21 protein-coding genes are annotated in these 19,538 nt (G+C 36.7%); 10 read left to right on the top strand and 11 right to left on the bottom strand.

What is annotated here, in order from left to right:
* Nucleotides 1-105: 105 nt before the first annotated feature.
* Together DRF61_RS05740 and DRF61_RS05735 are read left to right on the top strand one after the other, a co-directional pair.
* On the top strand, nt 106-879 hold the full coding sequence (locus tag DRF61_RS05740) for a DUF1223 domain-containing protein (RefSeq protein WP_111954947.1): 774 nt from the start codon (nt 106-108) through the stop codon (nt 877-879).
* A gap of 54 nt (nt 880-933) precedes the next feature.
* Nucleotides 934-1,326, top strand: a complete 393-nt coding sequence (locus DRF61_RS05735) for a DoxX family protein (protein WP_111954945.1) — start codon at nt 934-936, stop codon at nt 1,324-1,326.
* Nucleotides 1,327-1,630: 304 nt separating this feature from the next.
* Here the strand turns inward: DRF61_RS05735 and DRF61_RS05730 are convergent, their stop codons facing one another.
* From DRF61_RS05730 to DRF61_RS05715, 4 genes are all read right to left on the bottom strand, one after another.
* The gene (locus DRF61_RS05730; RefSeq protein WP_111954943.1) at nt 1,631-2,623 is read right to left on the bottom strand and encodes an MBL fold metallo-hydrolase; all 993 of its coding nucleotides are present in this window, start codon (nt 2,621-2,623) and stop codon (nt 1,631-1,633) included.
* A 64-nt stretch (nt 2,624-2,687) separates the two neighbouring features.
* On the bottom strand, nt 2,688-3,689 hold the full coding sequence (locus DRF61_RS05725) for an aldo/keto reductase (RefSeq protein ID WP_111954941.1): 1,002 nt from the start codon (nt 3,687-3,689) through the stop codon (nt 2,688-2,690).
* 87 nt (nt 3,690-3,776) lie between these two features.
* Entirely contained in the window at nt 3,777-4,682 is a 906-nt protein-coding gene (locus DRF61_RS05720) for a helix-turn-helix domain-containing protein (RefSeq protein ID WP_111954939.1), read from the bottom strand.
* 112 nt (nt 4,683-4,794) lie between these two features.
* Complete coding sequence (locus tag DRF61_RS05715) at nt 4,795-5,223, bottom strand: hypothetical protein (protein ID WP_111954937.1); 429 nt, start codon at nt 5,221-5,223, stop codon at nt 4,795-4,797.
* Nucleotides 5,224-5,647: 424 nt separating this feature from the next.
* Here DRF61_RS05715 and DRF61_RS05710 point away from each other — a divergent pair, with 424 nt between their 5' ends.
* The gene (locus DRF61_RS05710; protein ID WP_111955085.1) at nt 5,648-5,935 is read left to right on the top strand and encodes a GNAT family N-acetyltransferase; all 288 of its coding nucleotides are present in this window, start codon (nt 5,648-5,650) and stop codon (nt 5,933-5,935) included.
* On the opposite strand, the gene DRF61_RS05705 is transcribed toward DRF61_RS05710, so the two are convergent.
* Nucleotides 5,936-7,030 (bottom strand): MBL fold metallo-hydrolase, encoded by a 1,095-nt coding sequence (locus DRF61_RS05705; protein ID WP_111954935.1) that lies wholly within the window; start codon nt 7,028-7,030, stop codon nt 5,936-5,938.
* A 166-nt stretch (nt 7,031-7,196) separates the two neighbouring features.
* On the opposite strand from DRF61_RS05705, the gene DRF61_RS05700 reads away from it, so the two are divergent.
* Complete coding sequence (locus tag DRF61_RS05700; RefSeq protein WP_111954933.1) at nt 7,197-8,729, top strand: S41 family peptidase; 1,533 nt, start codon at nt 7,197-7,199, stop codon at nt 8,727-8,729.
* A gap of 36 nt (nt 8,730-8,765) precedes the next feature.
* On the opposite strand, the gene DRF61_RS05695 is transcribed toward DRF61_RS05700, so the two are convergent.
* The 3 genes from DRF61_RS05695 to DRF61_RS05685 all read right to left on the bottom strand — a co-directional run bounded on the left by DRF61_RS05695 (nt 8,766) and on the right by DRF61_RS05685 (nt 11,682).
* Complete coding sequence (locus DRF61_RS05695; protein ID WP_111954931.1) at nt 8,766-9,362, bottom strand: hypothetical protein; 597 nt, start codon at nt 9,360-9,362, stop codon at nt 8,766-8,768.
* 17 nt (nt 9,363-9,379) lie between these two features.
* Nucleotides 9,380-9,880: an RNA polymerase sigma factor gene (locus DRF61_RS05690; protein WP_111954929.1), complete on the bottom strand. Its 501-nt coding sequence runs from the start codon at nt 9,878-9,880 to the stop codon at nt 9,380-9,382.
* 173 nt (nt 9,881-10,053) lie between these two features.
* Nucleotides 10,054-11,682, bottom strand: coding sequence for an NADP-dependent glyceraldehyde-3-phosphate dehydrogenase (locus tag DRF61_RS05685; protein WP_111954927.1), 1,629 nt, complete (start codon nt 11,680-11,682; stop codon nt 10,054-10,056).
* Between the two features lie 176 nt (nt 11,683-11,858).
* On the opposite strand from DRF61_RS05685, the gene tpx reads away from it, so the two are divergent.
* Complete coding sequence (gene tpx / locus DRF61_RS05680) at nt 11,859-12,416, top strand: thiol peroxidase (RefSeq protein WP_174772306.1); 558 nt, start codon at nt 11,859-11,861, stop codon at nt 12,414-12,416.
* 111 nt (nt 12,417-12,527) lie between these two features.
* On the opposite strand, the gene DRF61_RS05675 is transcribed toward tpx, so the two are convergent.
* Nucleotides 12,528-13,094, bottom strand: coding sequence for an HMG-box domain-containing protein (locus DRF61_RS05675; protein ID WP_111954925.1), 567 nt, complete (start codon nt 13,092-13,094; stop codon nt 12,528-12,530).
* Nucleotides 13,095-13,222: 128 nt separating this feature from the next.
* On the opposite strand from DRF61_RS05675, the gene DRF61_RS05670 reads away from it, so the two are divergent.
* Together DRF61_RS05670 and DRF61_RS23095 are read left to right on the top strand one after the other, a co-directional pair.
* Complete coding sequence (locus tag DRF61_RS05670) at nt 13,223-13,747, top strand: hypothetical protein (RefSeq protein ID WP_111954923.1); 525 nt, start codon at nt 13,223-13,225, stop codon at nt 13,745-13,747.
* A gap of 273 nt (nt 13,748-14,020) precedes the next feature.
* Nucleotides 14,021-14,197 (top strand): bacteriocin-like protein, encoded by a 177-nt coding sequence (locus DRF61_RS23095; RefSeq protein ID WP_157963365.1) that lies wholly within the window; start codon nt 14,021-14,023, stop codon nt 14,195-14,197.
* Between the two features lie 32 nt (nt 14,198-14,229).
* Here DRF61_RS23095 and DRF61_RS23010 read toward each other — a convergent pair whose 3' ends face one another.
* Nucleotides 14,230-14,361 carry a hypothetical protein gene (locus DRF61_RS23010; protein WP_262510821.1) on the bottom strand — a complete coding sequence of 44 codons (132 nt, stop codon included), beginning with the start codon at nt 14,359-14,361 and terminating at the stop codon, nt 14,230-14,232.
* A gap of 311 nt (nt 14,362-14,672) precedes the next feature.
* Here DRF61_RS23010 and DRF61_RS05665 point away from each other — a divergent pair, with 311 nt between their 5' ends.
* Nucleotides 14,673-15,962, top strand: a complete 1,290-nt coding sequence (locus tag DRF61_RS05665) for a DUF6119 family protein (protein WP_111954921.1) — start codon at nt 14,673-14,675, stop codon at nt 15,960-15,962.
* 504 nt (nt 15,963-16,466) lie between these two features.
* On the opposite strand, the gene DRF61_RS05655 is transcribed toward DRF61_RS05665, so the two are convergent.
* Nucleotides 16,467-17,180, bottom strand: a complete 714-nt coding sequence (locus tag DRF61_RS05655; protein WP_228452599.1) for an XRE family transcriptional regulator — start codon at nt 17,178-17,180, stop codon at nt 16,467-16,469.
* Between the two features lie 80 nt (nt 17,181-17,260).
* On the opposite strand from DRF61_RS05655, the gene DRF61_RS05650 reads away from it, so the two are divergent.
* On the top strand, nt 17,261-17,455 hold the full coding sequence (locus DRF61_RS05650) for a hypothetical protein (RefSeq protein ID WP_111954917.1): 195 nt from the start codon (nt 17,261-17,263) through the stop codon (nt 17,453-17,455).
* Nucleotides 17,456-17,486: 31 nt separating this feature from the next.
* Complete coding sequence (locus DRF61_RS05645; RefSeq protein ID WP_111954915.1) at nt 17,487-19,538, top strand: hypothetical protein; 2,052 nt, start codon at nt 17,487-17,489, stop codon at nt 19,536-19,538.

The following is a 19,538-nucleotide window of genomic DNA, read 5'->3' as shown; positions in this document are numbered from 1 at the left end:
TCAACCTTTATATTTTCCGGGTTCACCTTTCAATTTGTCCGGCTAACCCTTTTTTATATTCTTTTGCGCTTACGAGGTTCCTACTTTTGAATCAAAATTAAAGACATGATTCTAAAAAATCTAACCATCGTAAGTGCCTTCACGGCTTTTATATTCGCAGTATCTGCATTTATGCAGAAAGATAAGATAAACACAAGAAACACTGCTGTTTTACCTGACAATGGTTTTGCTGTTCTGGAACTGTTCACTTCAGAAGGTTGCTCAAGCTGCCCACCCGCAGATGAACTGATGGGACAGATTGAAAAAGAGTACAAAGACCAACCGGTTTACATCCTCTCCTACCATGTAGATTACTGGAACCGGCTCGGGTGGAAAGACAGATTCAGCAGTGCTGAAAACTCCCGGCGGCAGCAGATGTACAGCAGTCTGCTCAGATCACAAACCTATACTCCACAATTGGTGATCAATGGGAAAACAGAATTGGTAGGTTCTGACAGAGATGCCATAGAAAATGCCATTCAGAATGTTATTCTCAGCTCTAAAACCGCCTCTATAAGACTTTCAGCTGTAGCTTCACAAAAAACAATCACCATCAGTTATAAAACGGCTGAAACTGATCCTCAAAATCAGCTGTTTATCAGCTTAGTGGAAAAGAAATCATCTACTCAGGTGGCAGGAGGTGAAAATGAGGGTCACCATTTGCAGCACTGGCAGATTGTGCATAAGCAGAAACAAATCTCAGTGAAAGATCATCCGGAAGGAACTGAAGATTTTAAACTCCCGGACAATTTCACCAAGGACAATTGGGAGGTCATTGGATTTATTCAGAACTCAAAGACAGGAAAAATGTACGGGGCCTCTAAAGCTGTCATTCAATAACATTTAGAGGAATAGCTTATAAAAAATTCAACAAAACTTTAAATAATAAAAACAATGAAAACAAAAACAACAAAAATCATCTATTGGTCAGGAATCATTTTTATATCATTATGGTTCGGAGCGAGTGGCTTCTTTGAACTTACTAAAAATCCAGTGGTATGGGACATTACCCAACAGCTTGGTTATCCTCCTCACTTTATTTACATTTTAGGTGTTTTTAAATTATCCGGAATTCTGGTACTTCTTCTTCCCAACCGTTTATTACGATTAAAAGAATGGGTGTTTGCAGGAATGTTTTTTGATATCATCTTCGCCTTCTTCTCAAAAATTGCAGTGTTGGGCTTCGCTGCCACTATAGATGCAGTGATCGCATTTACCATTCTTTCTGTAACGTATATCATGTTCAGGAAGCTGTATTCTTCTGAACTTATTTTTGGAAAAGCGTAGCAGCAGCCGGTCTTGAAGTGTTTAATTGGAGGTTCGAAATTCTGAATCCCTTACATGTTCTGTTTCTAATTCAGTAAAAATATAATCACCTTTGCAAAAAAAAAATTCAGACGATCAATTTTTATGATCTGATCCTATTTAAAAATTCTATTTATGTTTCCCCCAATCAGGTAATATTATTTTTCATTTTCTACGATTGTATTCCTTTGATTGGGGATTTTAATAATAAATCCTCCCGGAAATGAGAGGATTTATTATTGAAACTATGTCGTAGAAAATTTAAGGTGTATCCGTTAGCAAACCGTTAATTCATAAAACTTTCCGGAATCCATTCATAGGCAGCATCTTTTTTCCTTGTAAAGCCAAGGCCCGGCCATGGAAGATGATAAGCAAAAGCTTTAGCCTTGGTTTCTGCCAGCTGATTAAGTAATTTCTTACGGGATTCTGTAGCAATATCCAGGTCTGTATCCCCTGAAAATCCCCATTCGGGGTGTGGAAAGAGAATAACATCGGAATGGATCAGATCTGCAATATACATGAGTTTCTCGTTGCCCGATGAAATTGTCGTGACGGTAAGACCTGGCGTATGCCCCGGAGCCAGCTGAAAACTGAAATGATCAAAAAGAGGTTTTTTAAAATCATAAAATTTCAGTTTCGGGCGGATTGTTTTCAGAATATTCTGGATAGGCGGAATAATCTGGTTAAGAAATTCCGGTTGGTTCTTCAGAAAGCTGTTTTTAAAATCTTTGATGGAAGCCTGCAGCCAGAAGTCATGCTCGATCTTTGAAATATAAATATCCGCATTGGGGAAAACCAGGTTATTCTGTTTGTCGACTACCCCACCAATATGATCCGGATGAGCATGAGAAATGAAAACATCTGTGATATCTTTTGGAGAGAATCCGGCTTTCTGTAAGCTTTTCAGAATAAATCCCGTTCTTTCATCTGCAAAAATCCCCATTCCGGCATCCAGTAAAACAAGCCTGCTTTTGGTCTTGACAAGCATCAGGTTCATTGCCATATCAACATAATCATCCGGACGGAAATTGTCTCTGAGAAGAGCCTTTAATTGAGTGATGTCCGCTCTCGGAGCAAATGTATCGATGTTTTTCTCATGAATATATCCGTCCGTAAGAATGAACAGCTCCAGTTCTCCAAGTTTTATCTTTTTGAACCCTGCAAGGTCTTCTCCAGAACGTAGTGAAAATGTTTTGGCACCGGCAAAAACATCAGTAAACGGAACGAAGCTTAATGCTCCGGCCATGAGTCCGCTTTTTAAAAGCTCTCTTCTGTTCATAATCAATATGTGTTTTTTATACTCCGGATTCCTACTGACTATTCGGGATCCGGAATATGATTTTTTAATTGTTTACTAATTTCATAGAACCTTCAGTATACCTTTCGCCTACGTTGGGGTACTTTTTAAGAAGCGAATCTATTGTTTCCAGATCAGAAGGCGAAAGATCAATATTCACGGCAGCAATATTCTCTTCCAGATACTTAATACGTTTAGTGCCCGGAATAGGAATGATATCGTCCCCCTGGTTCAATACCCAGGCTAATGCTAGCTGAGTTCCTTTTACGCCTTTAGACTGTGCAAATTCATTAATTTCTCTCGCCAGGTTTTTGTTATTTTCCAGATATTCTGCCTGGTAACGCGGCAATGTTTTTCTAAAATCTTCATCCCCAAAATTCTGCACTTCATTGATATTGGCAAAAAGTCCTCTTGCCAGTGGAGAATAAGGCACCAGGGTAATCCCCAGCTCTCTGATGGTTGGAAGTATTTCTTTCTCTACATCTTTAGTTAAAATAGAATATTCTGACTGCAATGCTGTAATGGGGTGAATTTTATTCGCTTTTCTGATGGACTCGGCAGAAGCTTCTGATAATCCAAGGTATTTTACTTTTCCTTCTTTTACCAGTTCTGCCATTGCGCCAACTGTTTCTTCTACGGGAATATTTGGATCTACCCTGTGGGCATAATAGAGATCAATTGTATCGATCTTAAGTCTCTGAAGACTCAGATCGACAGCCTGTCTGATCCACTCCGGTGAACCGTCAAAATAAGTTCCGGGAGCCCCGCTGTGACTTGGTTTTCCATCTTTAAACCTGAATCCGAATTTGGTGGCAATAAAGATTTTGTCCCTGTTCGGAACCAGAACTTTAGAGATCAGCTTTTCATTTTCTCCGGCAGCATACATATCTGCGGTATCCCAGAAGTTAACTCCCAAGTCCAATGCTCTATGTAAAGTATTGATGCTTTCCTGTTCGTCGGCCGGACCGTATGCAAAGCTCATTCCCATACATCCTAAACCTACTGCAGATAACTGCTCTCCTGTGTTTCCTAATTGTCTGAATTTCATAATTGCTGTGATTTTTAATTGATAGAACAAAATTAGAACAAGAATTGGCCGGATACTCTATAGAATTCAAACTAAGAATTATAAAATTCAAACAATTTCTGTTCTGACTGCATTGGGAGCTATACCGGTCTGTTTTTTAAAGAAATTGGTAAAATAAGCAGGTTCTTCAAATCCTAATCCATAGGCAATCTCAGAAATATTCCAGTCCGTATGTTTCAGTAAAGCATTGGCTTCCTGAATGATCCTGGAAGTGATCTGCTGACTTGTTGTTTTTCCGGTCATTTCTTTCACTGCACGGTTTAAAGAATTTACGTGGATAGAAAGATTCTGTGCATAGTCATTAGGTGTTTTTAATTTCAGGAATGCTTCGGGGCTGTCGATGGGAAACTGCCTTTCCAATAGCTCCATAAACAGCGATGCTACCCTCTGAGAAGCGTTCTGATAAGGCTCAAAGCTTTCTGCAGGCTGCATTTTCATCGTTTCATGAATCAGAAGATGGAGACATGCCCGAAGCATATCATATTTATGCATATATTCCGTTTCAATCTCTGTCATCATCTTGGTAAAGAGGTCCGAAATGGTTTTTTGCTGTTCTTCGTCCACAAAGAAAACAGGGGTTCCACCAATTTTAAAAAGCTGGGAATCCTGAAGGTTTCCAAGGCGTATCCCGTTTTGAAGGAACTGGTCTGTAAAAAGGCAGAACCAGCCTTTTTGGTCTTCATCATCCGTTTCCCAGGAATAAGGAACAACAGGATTGGAGAATAACAGTGCAGGACGGTCTACATAGATCCATTTGTCTGCATAATGAAGCTTTCCTTTTCCTATAATGAGTGAAATTTTATAATAGTCTCTTCTGCTGTAAGGTGATATCAGTGCACAATTTTCGCGTGAAAAAACATTGAAATGTCCCACGCCGGGAGCTGTCACAACATCCTGTCTTTCCATAGATGCATTCCGCAGATAAAATCCGTTTATTGTTTCTTTAGATTCCATATAGCTAAGTTATAAAATTCAAACAAATAAAAATAATCTGATTATTGATAAAATAAAAATGGCCGGCAAATGCCGGCCATTTAAAATTGAATATATAGTTGATATTTGAGACTTAGTGATGTCCCTTTTTGTGTTCTTTTTTATATTCCTTTCTATACTCTTTGTATTGTTTGGACTTGTATTTCTTGTAATTATTTTTGTTACGGTTATAAACTGCTACAGGGTTCTGACCTTTATAGTATTTAGTTTTAAACTTAGTATACTTTTCACGTCCAAGTATTCTTTCTATTTCATAATATCTGTCTTCTCTCCATCGGTCGGGATTACTTACGTATACCCTGTTCCAGGAATCATAATCACGGTATCTGTCATTTAAAGCATTCAGCTGGTTGGTCTGTGCCACAGAAAGCAAAAGATCTGCAGCTACTGTTTGCCAGTTGACATCTGTTATACTTCTTCTGTAATCGTTATAATAATCTGATTGTGCATATGTGAGGCCAAATGTGCCTGCAAGCATTAATGCGATTAATATTTTTTTCATCTTTTAATTTGTTAAGTTAAACTGTTCTAGTATAGCCAATTAAAATGCCAAGCTTTCTACAGCTATTCACAATTTTTGTTAAATAAAGCATAACTAGTTGATAATCTGCACCAAAAAATTACATTCATCTACCTGTTTTTACAAAAAAATATTTATTTTGAGATGTTTTTGAATAATGGATTATTAATTATCTGTTATAAAATAATACGATTTAAACCTATTTCACCGCCATTTTCCACTTTTAAACTTCAAAATAGCTTAAAATTCGTTAAGTTTCGGAAAACTCATGTTTCGTATTATTTTAATTTGTAATTTTAAGAGTGGGAAGTATACATCCGGAAGGATTTTATGTCGCCAGATTGTTAAATGCTTTATGGATTGAATGAAGCAGGTCATTAATATAACTCATCAAATCTTAATTATTATGGAAAATATAAAGTTTGAAATCTCGCCATATCAGGACGAACTACAGCTATTAATTGACGGGGAAAAAGCAGGATATATGTCTATAAAAATTGACGGCAGGTTGCTGATTGTATATTACACTAAAATTATTGAGGAACGTGAAGGCCACGGATATGCAAAAATGCTTCTTGACGAACTAGTCCGCTATTCCGAAGAAAAAGACCTTCTGGTAGATCCCGAATGTGATTTTGTACGCCAGCAATTTGAAAACCATCCTGCAAGATATAAGGATATCTGGCACGCCTGATTATTCTTTCCACCATTCTCCGAACTGATGCTGAGAACGGTTCATATCTACCACTTCTCCAATCATCGGAGTGAGTATACTGAGTCCTTTTTCTTTTCCCAAAGTTGTTATTTTCTGAAGCGGTTCATCCCAGGGATGGAGAGCCAGGGCAAATTTTGAGGAGTGAACAGGAATAATATGTTCAGCTCTAAGATCAACAGCCGCCTGAATGACGTCTTCCGGCAGAGTGTGGATGTACCGCCAGGCTTCGCCATATTGCCCATTCTCAAGAACAGCATAATCAAAGGGGCCAAACTGTTCGCCAATTGTTTTAAAATGGGAATCGTAGCCGCTGTCACCCCCCAGGAATATTTTTTTTGTGGGAGTTTCCAGAACATAGGAAGTCCACAGCGTATTATTCTGTTTTATTTTTCTTCCCGAAAAATGCCTTGCCGGGGTAAAGGTAATTTTCAGACTGTTTTTTAAAAGGACCTCTGTTCCCCATTCCTCTTCAATTAAATTTTCTTCACGATAGCCCCATCTTTCTAAATGTGCCCCCACTCCTAATGGAAGAATAGCCATTGCTGTCCGGTCTCTGATTGATTTCACTGTTGGATAATCCAGATGGTCAAAATGATCGTGTGTAATCACCAGGTAATCCAGATCGGGAATATCTTCCGGTTTGAATATATCCGAGCCTTTAAAAGCTTTATTGAAATATTTAAACGGGGAACCATATAAGCTCAGGACAGGATCTACGAGAAAAGAAACACCATCCGTCTGCAGATAATAGGATGAATGCCCCAGCCAGATGAAAATATCCTGATCTTTCCGAATCTTTTTTAAATCTGTATGAATGGACGGAATATTTTTCAAAGGTTTCAGCAATGGGTGTTTTTTACCTAAAATGAAATCGCAGGTAACTTTTATTGTACTGTAGCCTTCAGCAATAGGTGGGGTATGGCTGATGTTCTGGAATTTCCTGTTTTTATATAATTCAGACTTTCTGATACGTTCCAGTCTTCTGCCTTTTGGGTCTGCACCAAAAGCAGGCATATTCATTACCATCAGGTAAACTGCCACTAAAAGTCCAGCCAATAAAATCAAATATATCATCTTCAGTAAAATAGGCAGCAAAGGTATTGACTTTTAATCTGGCATAGAAAATTCAGTATTTTTTTTAACTTAATTTATAAAGCTTTCTGAATATTTTATTATTTATTTAAATCAGAATAATTTGAAACTTTTTAACTTAGCCGATTGAAAAAAAATTCAAAGTACGTTGAAAAATTATTCGATCATACTGCTGGCTGCAGCACTCTCTTCATGTACATCTATCAGAAGGCATAATGAGCAGAGTACAGCATGCATAAGCCCTGAAGAGCTTAAGGAAGACATAGACTATGCCTACTTAAAGCTCCAAAAGATGCATCCCCAGCTTTACTGGTATATTTCCAAAAAGGATCTTGACCATAAATTTGACAGTCTTAAACAAACGATCAACCAGCCTCTAACTTCGCTTCAGTTTTATTTTAAACTCCAGCCTGTAATTGCAGATATTCGTGAAGGCCATCTGGCATTGAGAATTCCCAGAAAAAAGTTTTCTAAAAAGGAAATTAAATCTCTTGAACATAAAAAGGGGATGTTCAGCCGTTTCGAATATTATATAAAAGACAATCGTCTGTTTATTGTTCAAAATAAAGATTCTATAGCCCATATAAAACCGGGAACTGAAATTTTATCAATCAACCATATTCCTGTATCCGAATATATAAAGAAATACCGTTCCCTGATTAGCAGTGACGGATATAATGACACTTTTCAGCCTTATTTTTTAAAGGATGTTTTTTTCAATTTTTATACGGCAGAAAACGGCTTTGCAGACAAAGCCTATTTAGAAACCCTTTACAACGGCAAAAAACAAGTATATATTCTCTACCGGGAATCTAAATCCAAAATTGATCTGGAAAAAGATAAGGAACAGGAAAAGCGAAGTCCGGAAAAGAAAGTCAATGATTATGTAGCCTTCACTGATTCTTATAACCGGAATTTTAAATTTCTGGATAAAGACAGCACAACAGCTTACATAAAGATAAAAAGTTTTTCAAGTGATTATTCAGATAAGTTTTACAGGGAAACATTTGCAAAAATAAAAAATGCAGGATCTAAATATTTAATCATAGATGTCCGCAATAATTACGGTGGATCCCTTCACGAGATCAATAACCTGTATTCATACCTCGCACCGGCACCGTATGTTCTGATCAAGCCATCACAGCTTACCTCAAGGATTACTCCGCTTAAAACCAACTATTTCAGGAAAAGTTCTCCTTTCCAGTATGCTTTTAAAAGTCTTGCCTATCCCACTTATGTTTTTGCACAGACTTTCAGCACTTATAAAAAGGATGGAAAAGTGTATTACAAAATGAAAGCAGCTAAGCCTACAAAACCTAATAAGGATGCTTTTCAGGGAAAAGTATTTGTCCTGATTAACGGTGGAAGCTTTTCTGCGTCGTCGATTATTACAGCAAAGCTGAAATATGATAAACGGGCAGTCCTGGTTGGCGAAGAAACAGGTGGTGCCAATGACGGAACTGTAGCCGGATTTTATTCTTATCAGAAGCTTCCTAATTCGAAAATCAACCTTCCTATCGGGCTCCTGCTGGTACAGCCCAACATCGATTTTTTAAATACAAAAAGAGGAGTTGTTCCAGATGTTACTGTCACGGAAAGTATGCAGGATATTATGAACAAAAAAGATCCGCAACTGGACTGGGTGAAAAATAAGATTGCAGAAGACAGAAAAAATAAATAATTTATAAGGTTTCGGCGGGCTGAAAGCCCGCCGAAACTATTTTGATTCTTTTAATTCCTTTAAAAGATCTTCTATATGTACGATGTATCTTCCATAATAACGGTAAAACCAGAATTTCCCACTGATAAAGAGTACGAACAGCCCTACTGTAACAGAGCTTATCAGGATCACGGCGATTTTCATCTCACTCATTGGTTTAGGCCACGGTATAAATTCTATAACGATGATCATTTCGCAGACAATAAAAGGAACAAAGCTCAGATAATAGGACAAATAGTACTGCTTATTGAGATTGAACTGCATAACCATATCTTTTAAAGAATCATAGGTTTTGAGCATCGGATCGCTGATATCCTTATAAAGCCTGAAAAATTTACTGAAAAAGAAGATGGTGACAAGAAGCATTGAGGCGATAAGAACTGTAATATAAAACTGGAGTTTAAACGGCCTGCAGAAAGCACATACTATAAATGAAAAAATAAAGACCCCGATCATAAACCAAAATTCCATACGCATATTTTTGCGGACTTTTTCCAGCGGCAGATTAATCTTATTTCTTTGTTCAATACTTATTTTCGGGGTGTCTTCCGAAGTATCTTCATTCCATATATTTTTTAATTCATCTATATTCATTGGTATTGATTTAAAAATTATGATTTATTTGAGTTTAAAACATCCTTCAGCTTATTTTTAGCGCGGTTCATTCTTACTCTTGCATTGCCTTCAGAAATACCCATCTGTTCTGCAATTTCTTTTCCCGAAAAATCTTCCAGATAATAAAAAATGAATGCCTTATCGATGGAGTTTAGCTTTCGGATTGCTTCATACATCTGGATTAATTTCTCTTCCTTTTCATCGTCATAATCATCCTGAATGATTTTATATCCGGAGAAATCTTCATTAGAAATAAAACTTCTTTTTTTCTCTGTTTTCAGAAAAATAATAGCTGTATTAAGTGCAATTCTGTACAGCCACGTAGAAAATTCACTTTGCCCTCTGAAATGCGGATATCCCTTCCAGATTTGGTAGGTTATTTCCTGGAAAAGATCGTCGCGGTCATCTTTTTCGGACATATACATTTTGGAAATCTTAAAAATGATTCCTTTATGTTTTTCAATTTTATTTAAAAATTCCTGCTCTAATGAGTTCATGATTCCGGGCTCTATAGAGTTAGTTTGAAATGCAAAGAAATGTTACAGATTTTTAATACAATTATATTTCTGACTCAAAGTTTACTCAATCAACTTTACTACTCATATAAAATCCTCAAAAAACAAGAATTTCTTGAGGATTATTATTTTATTTAAATAGAATTAAAAACTGTCTAAAAAATGTAATCAGTGCTTAAAAAGTTAGAATCATGTTCTCTTACAATTGTATTTAATAATTTTTTATTGGAATCTGTCAGTTTTGCAGCTACCAGAGACCTGATTGAAAATGAGCGGAGCGCATCAAAAACAGAAAGCGTTCCCTCTGCACTGTCTTTTCTTCCTGTGAATGGGAAAACATCCGGCCCACGCTGTGCCTGGCAATTGATGTTGACACGGCTTACGAGATTCACAAAAGGATCAATTAATCTGGAAACTTCCTGCGGATCTTCACTGAAAATGCTCACCTGCATTCCATGAGAGGCATTTACCTGATAATCTATAGGCTCCTCAATATCTTCAAATGGCACCACAGGAATCACCGGTCCGAACTGTTCTTCATGATACAACTTCATATCGCTGCTGACAGGATAAACCACTGCAGGAAAAACAAAAGATTCCTCAGTAAAGCCGCCGTTTTCATTTAAAACTTTCGCACCTTTTGCCAACGCATCTTCTATACATTCTTTAAGGTAAGGCGGCTTATTAACTTCCGGCAGCGGAGTCACTTTTACGTCTTTTTCCCACGGAAGGCCTGGCTTCAGTGCAGAAACAGCGGCACTTAATTTCCGGGTAAATTCTTCGGCTATTTCTTTTTGCACAAATATAAGCTTCAGTGCCGTGCACCGTTGCCCGTTGAATGACAATGCTCCCAGGATACATTCGCTTACTGCGACATTCAGATCGGCATTTTTAGTAACAATAGCTGCATTTTTAGCATCAAGGCTGAGAATGGCGCGAAGACGGTTCACTTTAGGGTGCAGCTTCTTTAGTCCGTTAGCTACTTTACTGGACCCGATAAAGGCCAGAACATTTACTTTTCCGCTTTCCATGATCGGGGTAATGATTTCCGAACCTTTTCCGTAAAGGGTATTGACCGTTCCTTTCGGGAAAGCTTCTTTAAAGGCATTCAATAATGGATAATGAGCAAGAACCCCATGCTTAGGAAGCTTAAAGAGAATGGTATTTCCCATAATGAGAGCCGGAATCAGCGTAGTGAAAATCTCATTTAAAGGGTAATTGAAAGGTCCCATGCTCAGAACCACCCCTAGTGGAGCTCTTCTTATCTGTGCTATGGTTCCTTCCGCCTCCTGGAAACGGGAAGATTCTCTATCCAGGTCTTTCAGCGCATCAATGGTTTGATTGATGTAGTCTACAGTACGGTCAAATTCTTTGGTTGAATCCGCTAAGGTTTTCCCGATCTCCCACATGAGTAATTTAATCACCAGATCCCGCTGTTCGATCATCAGGTATACAAATTTCTGCATACATTTAATTCTTTCTTCCACAGACATGGTAGGCCATTCTCCCAGACCATTATCATAGGCTTTAACGGAAGCTTCAAGGACATCCATCGCTTCTTTTGGGCCAATATTAGGAACACTCCCCAGAAGTTTTCTTTCCAACCCATTTTCTGTAGGAATACAGACGGGCGAATAGATATTCTGAACTTCCCCCTTCCACTCTACCAGTTCTCCGTTCAGAAGGTAAACCTTCTGGTGGATCTCGGGAACTTTATATTCTTCAGGAATTTCATTTTCACTTTTAAAGATATCCTGCAATGACAGCTTGTTTACTGAATCCATAAATTTTATTTTTTTGATAATTTGAATGTAAAATTGCCTTTTACAGAATAAAGGTAGATGTTACAATTGGTAAAAAAAATAGGCTGCCGATAGATTTGCTCTATTTGACGGGTATTTGAATTAAAATTAATGAACGAGTACTAAAAAAAGAATAATTTTGTTTAAAAATAAAATTCATGGTATCAAGATTAATTTTCAGCACAGTATTCCTTTTCTCAGTATTCAGTTTCGCCCAGAATACTGTTCTGATGGGAGGAAAGCCTGTGCACACGTACTCCAAATTACCTGCAGTGAATAAAGCTGCACCCAAGTTTACGCTTACGGATGTGACGATGAAAGATCAGACTCTGGATTCGTATAAAGGAAAATATGTTATTCTTAATATTTTCCCAAGTGTTGATACAGGGGTTTGCTCGGCTTCTGTACATCATTTCAATGAAGATGCAGGGAATATTCCGAATACAGTGGTTCTTTGTATTTCCAAAGATCTTCCTTTTGCCCAGAAAAGATTCTGCGGTGCGGAAGGGATCAAGAATGTGGTGATGCTTTCGGATTTCCGTTCAGATTTCGGGAAGACGTATGGAGTAGAGATCACAGATTCTGTAATGAAAGGCCTTTTGAGCAGAGCTGTAGTGGTTATTGATCCTTCGGGAAAAATCATTTATGAAGAGCAGGTGGATGATATTTCACATGAACCTAATTATGAAGCCGCTATTGCAGCGGTGAAAAAATAAGACTTTCTTTTTAGATTCATATAATAGCTCCGGCAATCTTCGATTGCCGCAGCTATTATTTATCACTCACCCTGTAAGAGTTTTAAGGAAATATTTTAAAATGAATACTTCTCAATTTTTACCTTCAATAACAATGACTCCGTTTTCGCCTTCCTTTCCATAAAGCTTTACGGCTCCTTCTCCTGAGAGAATATTAATCCTTTTAATTTTATCTGGGTTTAGCTTCTGCATTTCAGCCTGGGAAATCCTCTTCTTATTAAACAGGATAATAGGCTTTGCTGCCGGTTTTGAAAGCGGCGCTCCCAAACGGATGGTTTTATTCCTGTATATGGAATCATCTGTCTGCTGATTTATATTAAGCCCTCTCAGCTTATCAACGCTTTTCATGTTTTCATTTTTAACCTCCTGGGCATTTGCTGTTGCCAAAATTCCACTGACGCCCAATAGGCCTAATGCAATTTTACCGGTAATTGAAAAATTCAGGTTCAGCCCCAGCTGATCATCTCTGAATCTTCCACAAATCTTATCACCAGAAGTAAGGCCGCCGATAAGCTCTTCATCTGAGGAATTGGTAAAATCGTGGACTGTCTTGGAACAAACGGAGCAAAATCTTCCTTTTTCGTCAGGAGTCATGGTTTCCCAGTTTTCATGACATGGCTTTGGTATGGTAATTTTCATAGGGATCTTTTATAGTAAAGATGCTTTGTTTTGGAAAAAGGTTGGAAACTCTTTGATTATGGTCTCCGCCGTTTATAATTATCTTCCTTTTTTATATATATTTGGTCAGTAATTTTATAAAACAAACCATGAAAATTTTCAGATTTCTTTTACTATTGGCAGCAACAATTGCTTTAACAGCTTGCGGAACATCCCACAATTACACGAATAACAGTTTGAACAAAAATTTCTATGCAGAAAAACCTATCTATTTCAAACTGAATCCTAAAAGCCAGACCCTGATCAACTTTACGGGAATGCATGGAACTGTACTGGGCGGTGTGGTTCAGCCCAACGTAAAAGAAACCTTCCAGTTATCTTTGAATGAACTTGCCAATGAGACCAATGTAAAACTAAAATTCATTGAAAATTCCGAAGAAATCACGGATAAAGATGCTCTGGTATTCGATGCTGATATTTCGGAAATAAACTGGCATTTCGGTTTTTCTGTAGCGACCCTGAAAACAGTGGTGAACTATAAAAACATCAGCAACAACAAAGAAATACAAACCACAGGAATCCGTAAAAGCGGTGGCGGAGACGAAAAGAATAATCTAAAAAAATCTTTAAAAGATGCCACGTATAATTTTCTGAAAGAATACGAGAAATTATAGAAAATAAAAGCTTTAAACTCTATTTTGAACCATTAAGAAGGTTTAAGGTGTTAAGAATAGTAAGCAGTAGGCTTCACAAAACATCAAAGAGGTTTTCTTAACTACTCTTGATTACTTAAATCCTCTTAATGGTTCAAAAAATAAACTCGGCGGTATGCTGAGTTTTTTTTGTGATCAGGCCTAAAAGTTAAGGTTTACTTAAAAAGTAAAAAAATAAATCTTCACATAGGGAATATTGTTATATTTGAAATTCAAACAAATTAAACAATTACTATGAAAAATTTAAAAAAGGTTTCGAGAGAACAGTTAAAGCAGGTAAATGGAGGTAGCGGTACCCCAAGATGTAAGATTGGATTCATTTACAGATGTGACGCAATAGGGGTATGTGATGAGTTGTCCGGCCTTGAAGACTGCTTATGTGGATGTAAACCTGTAATTTCTAATCCTTAATGATATAAACCCTCTTTTTAGAGGGTTTTTTATTATATGTATTCTCTGCCAATCCGGGACTGTTCAGGTAATAACAGATATTTTCCGGTTTGGGAATTGGCAATAATTCTCTGAGCCAAAGTCGCAAAATCTTTAGTACTCAGTTTCGTGAGTGCAATTTTCATTTGTTTGTGTTTTAGTTAATTAAGAACCAAATATATAAAAAAGTTGTTTACTTACAAACACCCTCGAAATAAATCTCCGAAGCTATACGGAAATCCCCCGCAACTTGTAGGAGACTTCCGGAGATCTCTGGAAGTGGTAAACAATAGTGTTTGGAACCACTGGAGAAGTCGGGAGGTTTGTTTTGCAAATGTTTTAGAGGTGCGGAGGTGTTGGGGAGGTTGTAAGCAGGATGTTTGAGACTACGGTTTCCCGTAAGTGTGAGTAAATCCTTTTTTATATATTTGGTTCTTAATTAACTAAAGCCATACAAATGTCAGAAAAAATTCAAAATAGCATTTATTTGTTAAAGAAACAAATAAGAGAAAAACATCCAAGAACAAAAAAAGTATTAATAAAAGATGTAGACTTTACATATTTATCTAAATTCTTTAAATCTAGGAAATTTAAAGAGCAAAAGGTAAAAAATGATATTAGCGATTCATTTGATATAAAAGTATTTTATAAAAAAGCAACTAGCGATGTCAAATGGAAAGATTTTATAAAGAATGTTGTAGAAGCAGAACAGGAAATATTAAATTTAAATAAATCAACTTCGGAAAGTTATATTATTTTATTCCAAAATATTAAAACAAAAAAAATATTTGCTTCTACAGGAGGATATGCACATGTAACTGTTCAGGAAGTTGCAACAAATGATTTTGGAATAGAAATTTTAGCTAGAATAGTAAAGGTTGATGATAAGGCTTTAAAATCAACAAAAGAAAGAAATTTAACGGGGGGAATTCAAGGAGAAGTTAAATTTTTTAGAAATGATTATAATTTATATGAAAATGATAATTTTGGAAAGATATATAATGAACTAAATGCGTTACTCACTAAAGAAAGTTTAATAAAAACATTTGGATTCAAAGCAAAAGATCTTAAAAATGATAGTATATGCATCGCAAAAAATTCATTTTCATTAAAAAAATCTATTTCTTTCCAAGAGCTTTTAAATATTATAAAAAAATGTGAATATTTATTGACAAAGGATTATACTGTTGAAATAAATAGTGTTAATAAAGTTCCGAAATCAGAAAATATTCTAATAGAAAACTTGTTTGAGGACTTAATAAAATTAACATATAAAAATTATTGTGATACCAAGGATTTCTACAGCATCGAAATAAGTAATAAGGAATTTGATAAATATTTTCAAGCTTCTACCTCAAAACTAAGCTTTTATTATAAAAGAAAATTACAAGAAATTTCGTTGGATGGTACGATTAGGGAAATACAACAAGTAATATTAACAATTGTAGAAATATGTGGAGGTTTGTTAACATTCGAAGAGTTTAAAAAAATAATAGATTCTGCAAATCTAGAAACACTTGATGAAAACGAACAACTACTAACCAAAGATAAACTGTTAAATCATTTTTGTTCTGAAATAATATATAATAAGGAAACATATTTCTTAATTGAGAAAGACTGGTATCAGATAAAAAAGACTTTTATTGATAACATCAATGATCAAACTTCTTATTTTCTCAATGAAAATATTTATACTGGACCAAAACTTGAAAAATGGAAAGACTTATCAGAAAATTACTCCCCTTAAAACGAAAATGCAAAATTAGTTAGAAGTTAAAAAAGGTCCAAAACGCCTATTAATAAAAGGTTTTCTAATATAACATTAACTCGAAATAAGAAAAAACGAAACGCCGAAAATTACCATTTATTACCATTTTAATACTATCGAAATAAGATTTTAACTATCATTCAGCCCCTTTTCGGGGCTTCTTATTTCCCTAAAAATGAAAAATTACCATTTCACTTAAAAAGCTTGCTATAAAGCGTTTCTGGATATTAGAAAAGGTTTTAAAATTATACAAATAAAAAAAAGACAACGGATTTTCTGTATTCCATTCTTTTACATCTAAAAATGCTATTTTTTGATTTGGAGTCGCATTTGGGGTCGCATTTGGGGTCGCAAATCTATGTTTTTGATGTTCGATCCATGCATATATAAGGGCTAAAAAACACCTAAAAAGCATCAATTTGAATTATTCAGGTATATATAGGGACATCGGCACATTAGCTCACTCTACTGGATACCAGCAGTTTAAAACATTGTGTTGAATCGAACACTTGCTTTCACCAAAGCTATGGCTGAAATTTCGCTTACTTTAAAGTCTCTTGGTTGGTGGTGTTGGTTTTGGCTGACAAGCTTTACATATTCATTTCCCAAATCAGATTTGTGTACATATTTGACAGTGACATACTCTTCACGCCCCTTAGTCAGAATACTTAACAAATACATTTCACCAAAAAATATATCGTCAACGGTGATCTGTTTATATAAGATAATGTCCCCAGACTTTAACAACGGATACATACTGTCACCGGTTACATTAATGGCTCCGTCACATTTTGGAAGGTTCGGAATTTTAATGGTTTGTAGCACCTTATGTGGAGTACCACTGTCAAATAATTCCTGAAGGCCAGCCACGGCTGAAAAATCATAAAACGGAACTTCCTGACTTTCAATAATACCGTCTTTTGTTTTCCGGTTAATATTGAAAGGGATTATGACAGTGTTGTGTTTCAGCATTTCACCTTTCCCTCCTATAACCCATTTGTATTCGAATGTGTCAGAATATTCTGAATTCTCAAGCCTGTGAAAGAAGTCAAAGCTTGGTTTTGCTTTACCGTTCAATATATCATAGATGGTCTGGGGCCTGTTATACTCTAATTTTTTAGCAAACTCAGGGGCGTTAACGCCTAAATGATCAAGCATCATCTGTAATCGTGACGAAATTTCTGTATTTTCTTGCATTTTTATTTTGTAATTAAGAAAGTTCTGTATATCTTTGTCAGGACATTTGAACAAATTTAGAATAAAAAATTGATTCTGACATGGAAAATAAAGAAAAAGGGAAAATTAATTATGGTGATTACCAGCTGCTGGGAGAATTATTAAGTGTCTCTTCTGATGCAGCCCGCAAGAGGTACAAGCGTAACGAAAAGGAAGCCTTGAAAGCAATGGAAAAAATACAAGAAAACAGGAAACGGTTTGTTCTGGACTACAGAAAAAGCTTACAGACAGATTAGAATAGATTAATTAACGAGTTAAAAAAAGATTATGCCACACGAATGGGGAAATTTATTAGTAGTTACGAAAGACGAGCTTATCCCAAAATATTACAATTGTTTAAGTACACTTAAAAACGAAATTAGTAGATATAAAAATCTGCCTTACGGAATCAAAAAAGTTCAGAAAGGAGGCAATGGAAGGCAGATGTATATTGATTTTGACAGCCTTTCAAAAAATGTACAAGACAGCATGGGTGATCCCCGTAAAATGAGACACCCTTTACTATCATTTTTTGAATTTGATTCCACTGCTGTACGTTATTATACTGATTTCAGGTTTGAGGACGGATCACCATTAAAAGAAAGCTTCAAGGAGGAATACATTACCAATGCCAGTGTACTTATTGCTGCCGAGAGGCTAAGACAGGCCCGCTTAACGGAGTGGAAAAAATTAAGAAAAACATCGGGCCGAGGATTAATGCCTTCTATTATAACAGATATTATCACCTTTAATGAGTTCCTGCCTAAGGTATATGACAGAACCCACACCATACCTTCCTCTCAAAGAGGGTTTGACCGTGTCTGGAAACCTTTCTTTCATTCTTTTGATAACGGATACAATTTTGAGAGCCTTATTTCCGGTAAACTGAAAAACCAGAACCGGAAATTAATGACAGACGAAATGATGGCCTTATTGAATGATATGTTCGCAGGACAGGATTATAAACCTTCTCGCACCGAGGTTGCTGATCAATATCAGGCTTTTTTAAACGGTGAGCTTGATATTATCAATAAAGATACCGCAGAAGAATATGACCGTACTAATCCAAATTTCAGGGAAATGGCAGACAATTCCATTATCGCATGGCTTGGGAAATGGGAAAACAAGATTGGAACCTTTGCCAAGCGTTCCGGTGACCGCCAGAAACTAATGCAAGAATTTACACCGGCACATAAGCTGACCAAAATTAAGGAAGCAGGTACACTCATCTCCATTGACGACAGGCAACCTCCATTTATGTATAATGAAAACAGGAAGCGTGCATGGTTCTATATGGGTATTGATGTAGGGTCGGAAGCGTGGACGTGCTGGGTTTGGGGAAAGGATAAAAAAGGGATCATCATCGATTTTTATCGTCAAATGGTCAGAAACTACTCAGAATGGGGCTTTAACCTTCCGTTGGGGCTGGAATGCGAGAGTTCATTAAACAGCGGATTTAAGGATACTTTCTTACGTAATGGGGCAATGTTTGACCGGGTGAACATTTATAAAAACCGGGCAAGGTCAAAAATTATTGAGCGAAAGTTTGAGGAATTAAGGTATAGGCATGAAAAGAGCCGTTTAGGATGGATGGCAAGGCCGCACGCCCTGAAGGAAGATAACCAGAAAAGCGGAGAAGAAGAAATTATTATCCCTTTTGATACGATTGTTGACCAGTCACTCAGCGATATTGAAACATGGAACAATATGCCTCACTCTGTTCATAAGGATAAAACCCGCTGGGAGGTATTTTGTGAAATGCAGAACAAAAACACACAGGCAACCAACTGGACAGCTATACTCCCGCACATTGGCAAGGTTGAAAAGTCAAGCTGCAATGCCGGAATTATCAAGTTCAGAAATACAACTTTTGTATTGGGGATGGATGGTGAAATTGCACTCCACGATGATTTAATAAGGCTTCTGAAATATGTCGAAGGTAAAGAGTTTACGATTTACTGGCTTGATGGGAACGACGGGAATGTTTTAAAAGCGATGATCTATTATGACGATATTATGCTTTGCGATCTGGTTCCAGATCCGGAATATTCAAGATCAATCCATGAAAGAGATGAACAGGGCGAGTTGAATCGCCAGTTAGCAAGTGCTTACTCAAATACGGTTAACAAATTCATGGCCCAGCGTAAACGTGAAATTGATCAGGTCCTTGTTATTGACCACCGTAAAAAAACACTGAACAACAAATTCCAGATTGCAGGCCGTAACAGATACACGGCTAACAATAATACACCGGAGGAAGTTTTCTCCGAGGCTGAGGAAACTGCTTACAACCACAACCGTGATACATCAAACGTGAGAAGCTGGGCCTCAAATTTTTAA

Source organism: Chryseobacterium lathyri, from assembly GCF_003290185.1.
GTDB lineage: Bacteria > Bacteroidota > Bacteroidia > Flavobacteriales > Weeksellaceae > Chryseobacterium > Chryseobacterium lathyri.
Note: the sequence above shows the minus strand (reverse complement) of the source record. Positions and strands in the feature narration are given on the sequence as shown.

Coding starts and splice junctions, on each gene's coding strand:
- DRF61_RS05740 (WP_111954947.1), top strand. CDS start 106: ATGATTCTAAAAAATCTAACCATCGTAAGTGCCTTCACGGCTTTTATA.
- DRF61_RS05735 (WP_111954945.1), top strand. CDS start 934: ATGAAAACAAAAACAACAAAAATCATCTATTGGTCAGGAATCATTTTT.
- DRF61_RS05730 (WP_111954943.1), bottom strand. CDS start 2,623: ATGAACAGAAGAGAGCTTTTAAAAAGCGGACTCATGGCCGGAGCATTA.
- DRF61_RS05725 (WP_111954941.1), bottom strand. CDS start 3,689: ATGAAATTCAGACAATTAGGAAACACAGGAGAGCAGTTATCTGCAGTA.
- DRF61_RS05720 (WP_111954939.1), bottom strand. CDS start 4,682: ATGGAATCTAAAGAAACAATAAACGGATTTTATCTGCGGAATGCATCT.
- DRF61_RS05715 (WP_111954937.1), bottom strand. CDS start 5,223: ATGAAAAAAATATTAATCGCATTAATGCTTGCAGGCACATTTGGCCTC.
- DRF61_RS05710 (WP_111955085.1), top strand. CDS start 5,648: ATGGAAAATATAAAGTTTGAAATCTCGCCATATCAGGACGAACTACAG.
- DRF61_RS05705 (WP_111954935.1), bottom strand. CDS start 7,030: ATGATATATTTGATTTTATTGGCTGGACTTTTAGTGGCAGTTTACCTG.
- DRF61_RS05695 (WP_111954931.1), bottom strand. CDS start 9,362: ATGAATATAGATGAATTAAAAAATATATGGAATGAAGATACTTCGGAA.
- DRF61_RS05690 (WP_111954929.1), bottom strand. CDS start 9,880: ATGAACTCATTAGAGCAGGAATTTTTAAATAAAATTGAAAAACATAAA.
- DRF61_RS05685 (WP_111954927.1), bottom strand. CDS start 11,682: ATGGATTCAGTAAACAAGCTGTCATTGCAGGATATCTTTAAAAGTGAA.
- tpx (WP_174772306.1), top strand. CDS start 11,859: ATGGTATCAAGATTAATTTTCAGCACAGTATTCCTTTTCTCAGTATTC.
- DRF61_RS05675 (WP_111954925.1), bottom strand. CDS start 13,094: ATGAAAATTACCATACCAAAGCCATGTCATGAAAACTGGGAAACCATG.
- DRF61_RS05670 (WP_111954923.1), top strand. CDS start 13,223: ATGAAAATTTTCAGATTTCTTTTACTATTGGCAGCAACAATTGCTTTA.
- DRF61_RS23095 (WP_157963365.1), top strand. CDS start 14,021: ATGAAAAATTTAAAAAAGGTTTCGAGAGAACAGTTAAAGCAGGTAAAT.
- DRF61_RS23010 (WP_262510821.1), bottom strand. CDS start 14,361: ATGAAAATTGCACTCACGAAACTGAGTACTAAAGATTTTGCGACTTTG.
- DRF61_RS05665 (WP_111954921.1), top strand. CDS start 14,673: ATGTCAGAAAAAATTCAAAATAGCATTTATTTGTTAAAGAAACAAATA.
- DRF61_RS05655 (WP_228452599.1), bottom strand. CDS start 17,180: ATGCAAGAAAATACAGAAATTTCGTCACGATTACAGATGATGCTTGAT.
- DRF61_RS05650 (WP_111954917.1), top strand. CDS start 17,261: ATGGAAAATAAAGAAAAAGGGAAAATTAATTATGGTGATTACCAGCTG.
- DRF61_RS05645 (WP_111954915.1), top strand. CDS start 17,487: ATGCCACACGAATGGGGAAATTTATTAGTAGTTACGAAAGACGAGCTT.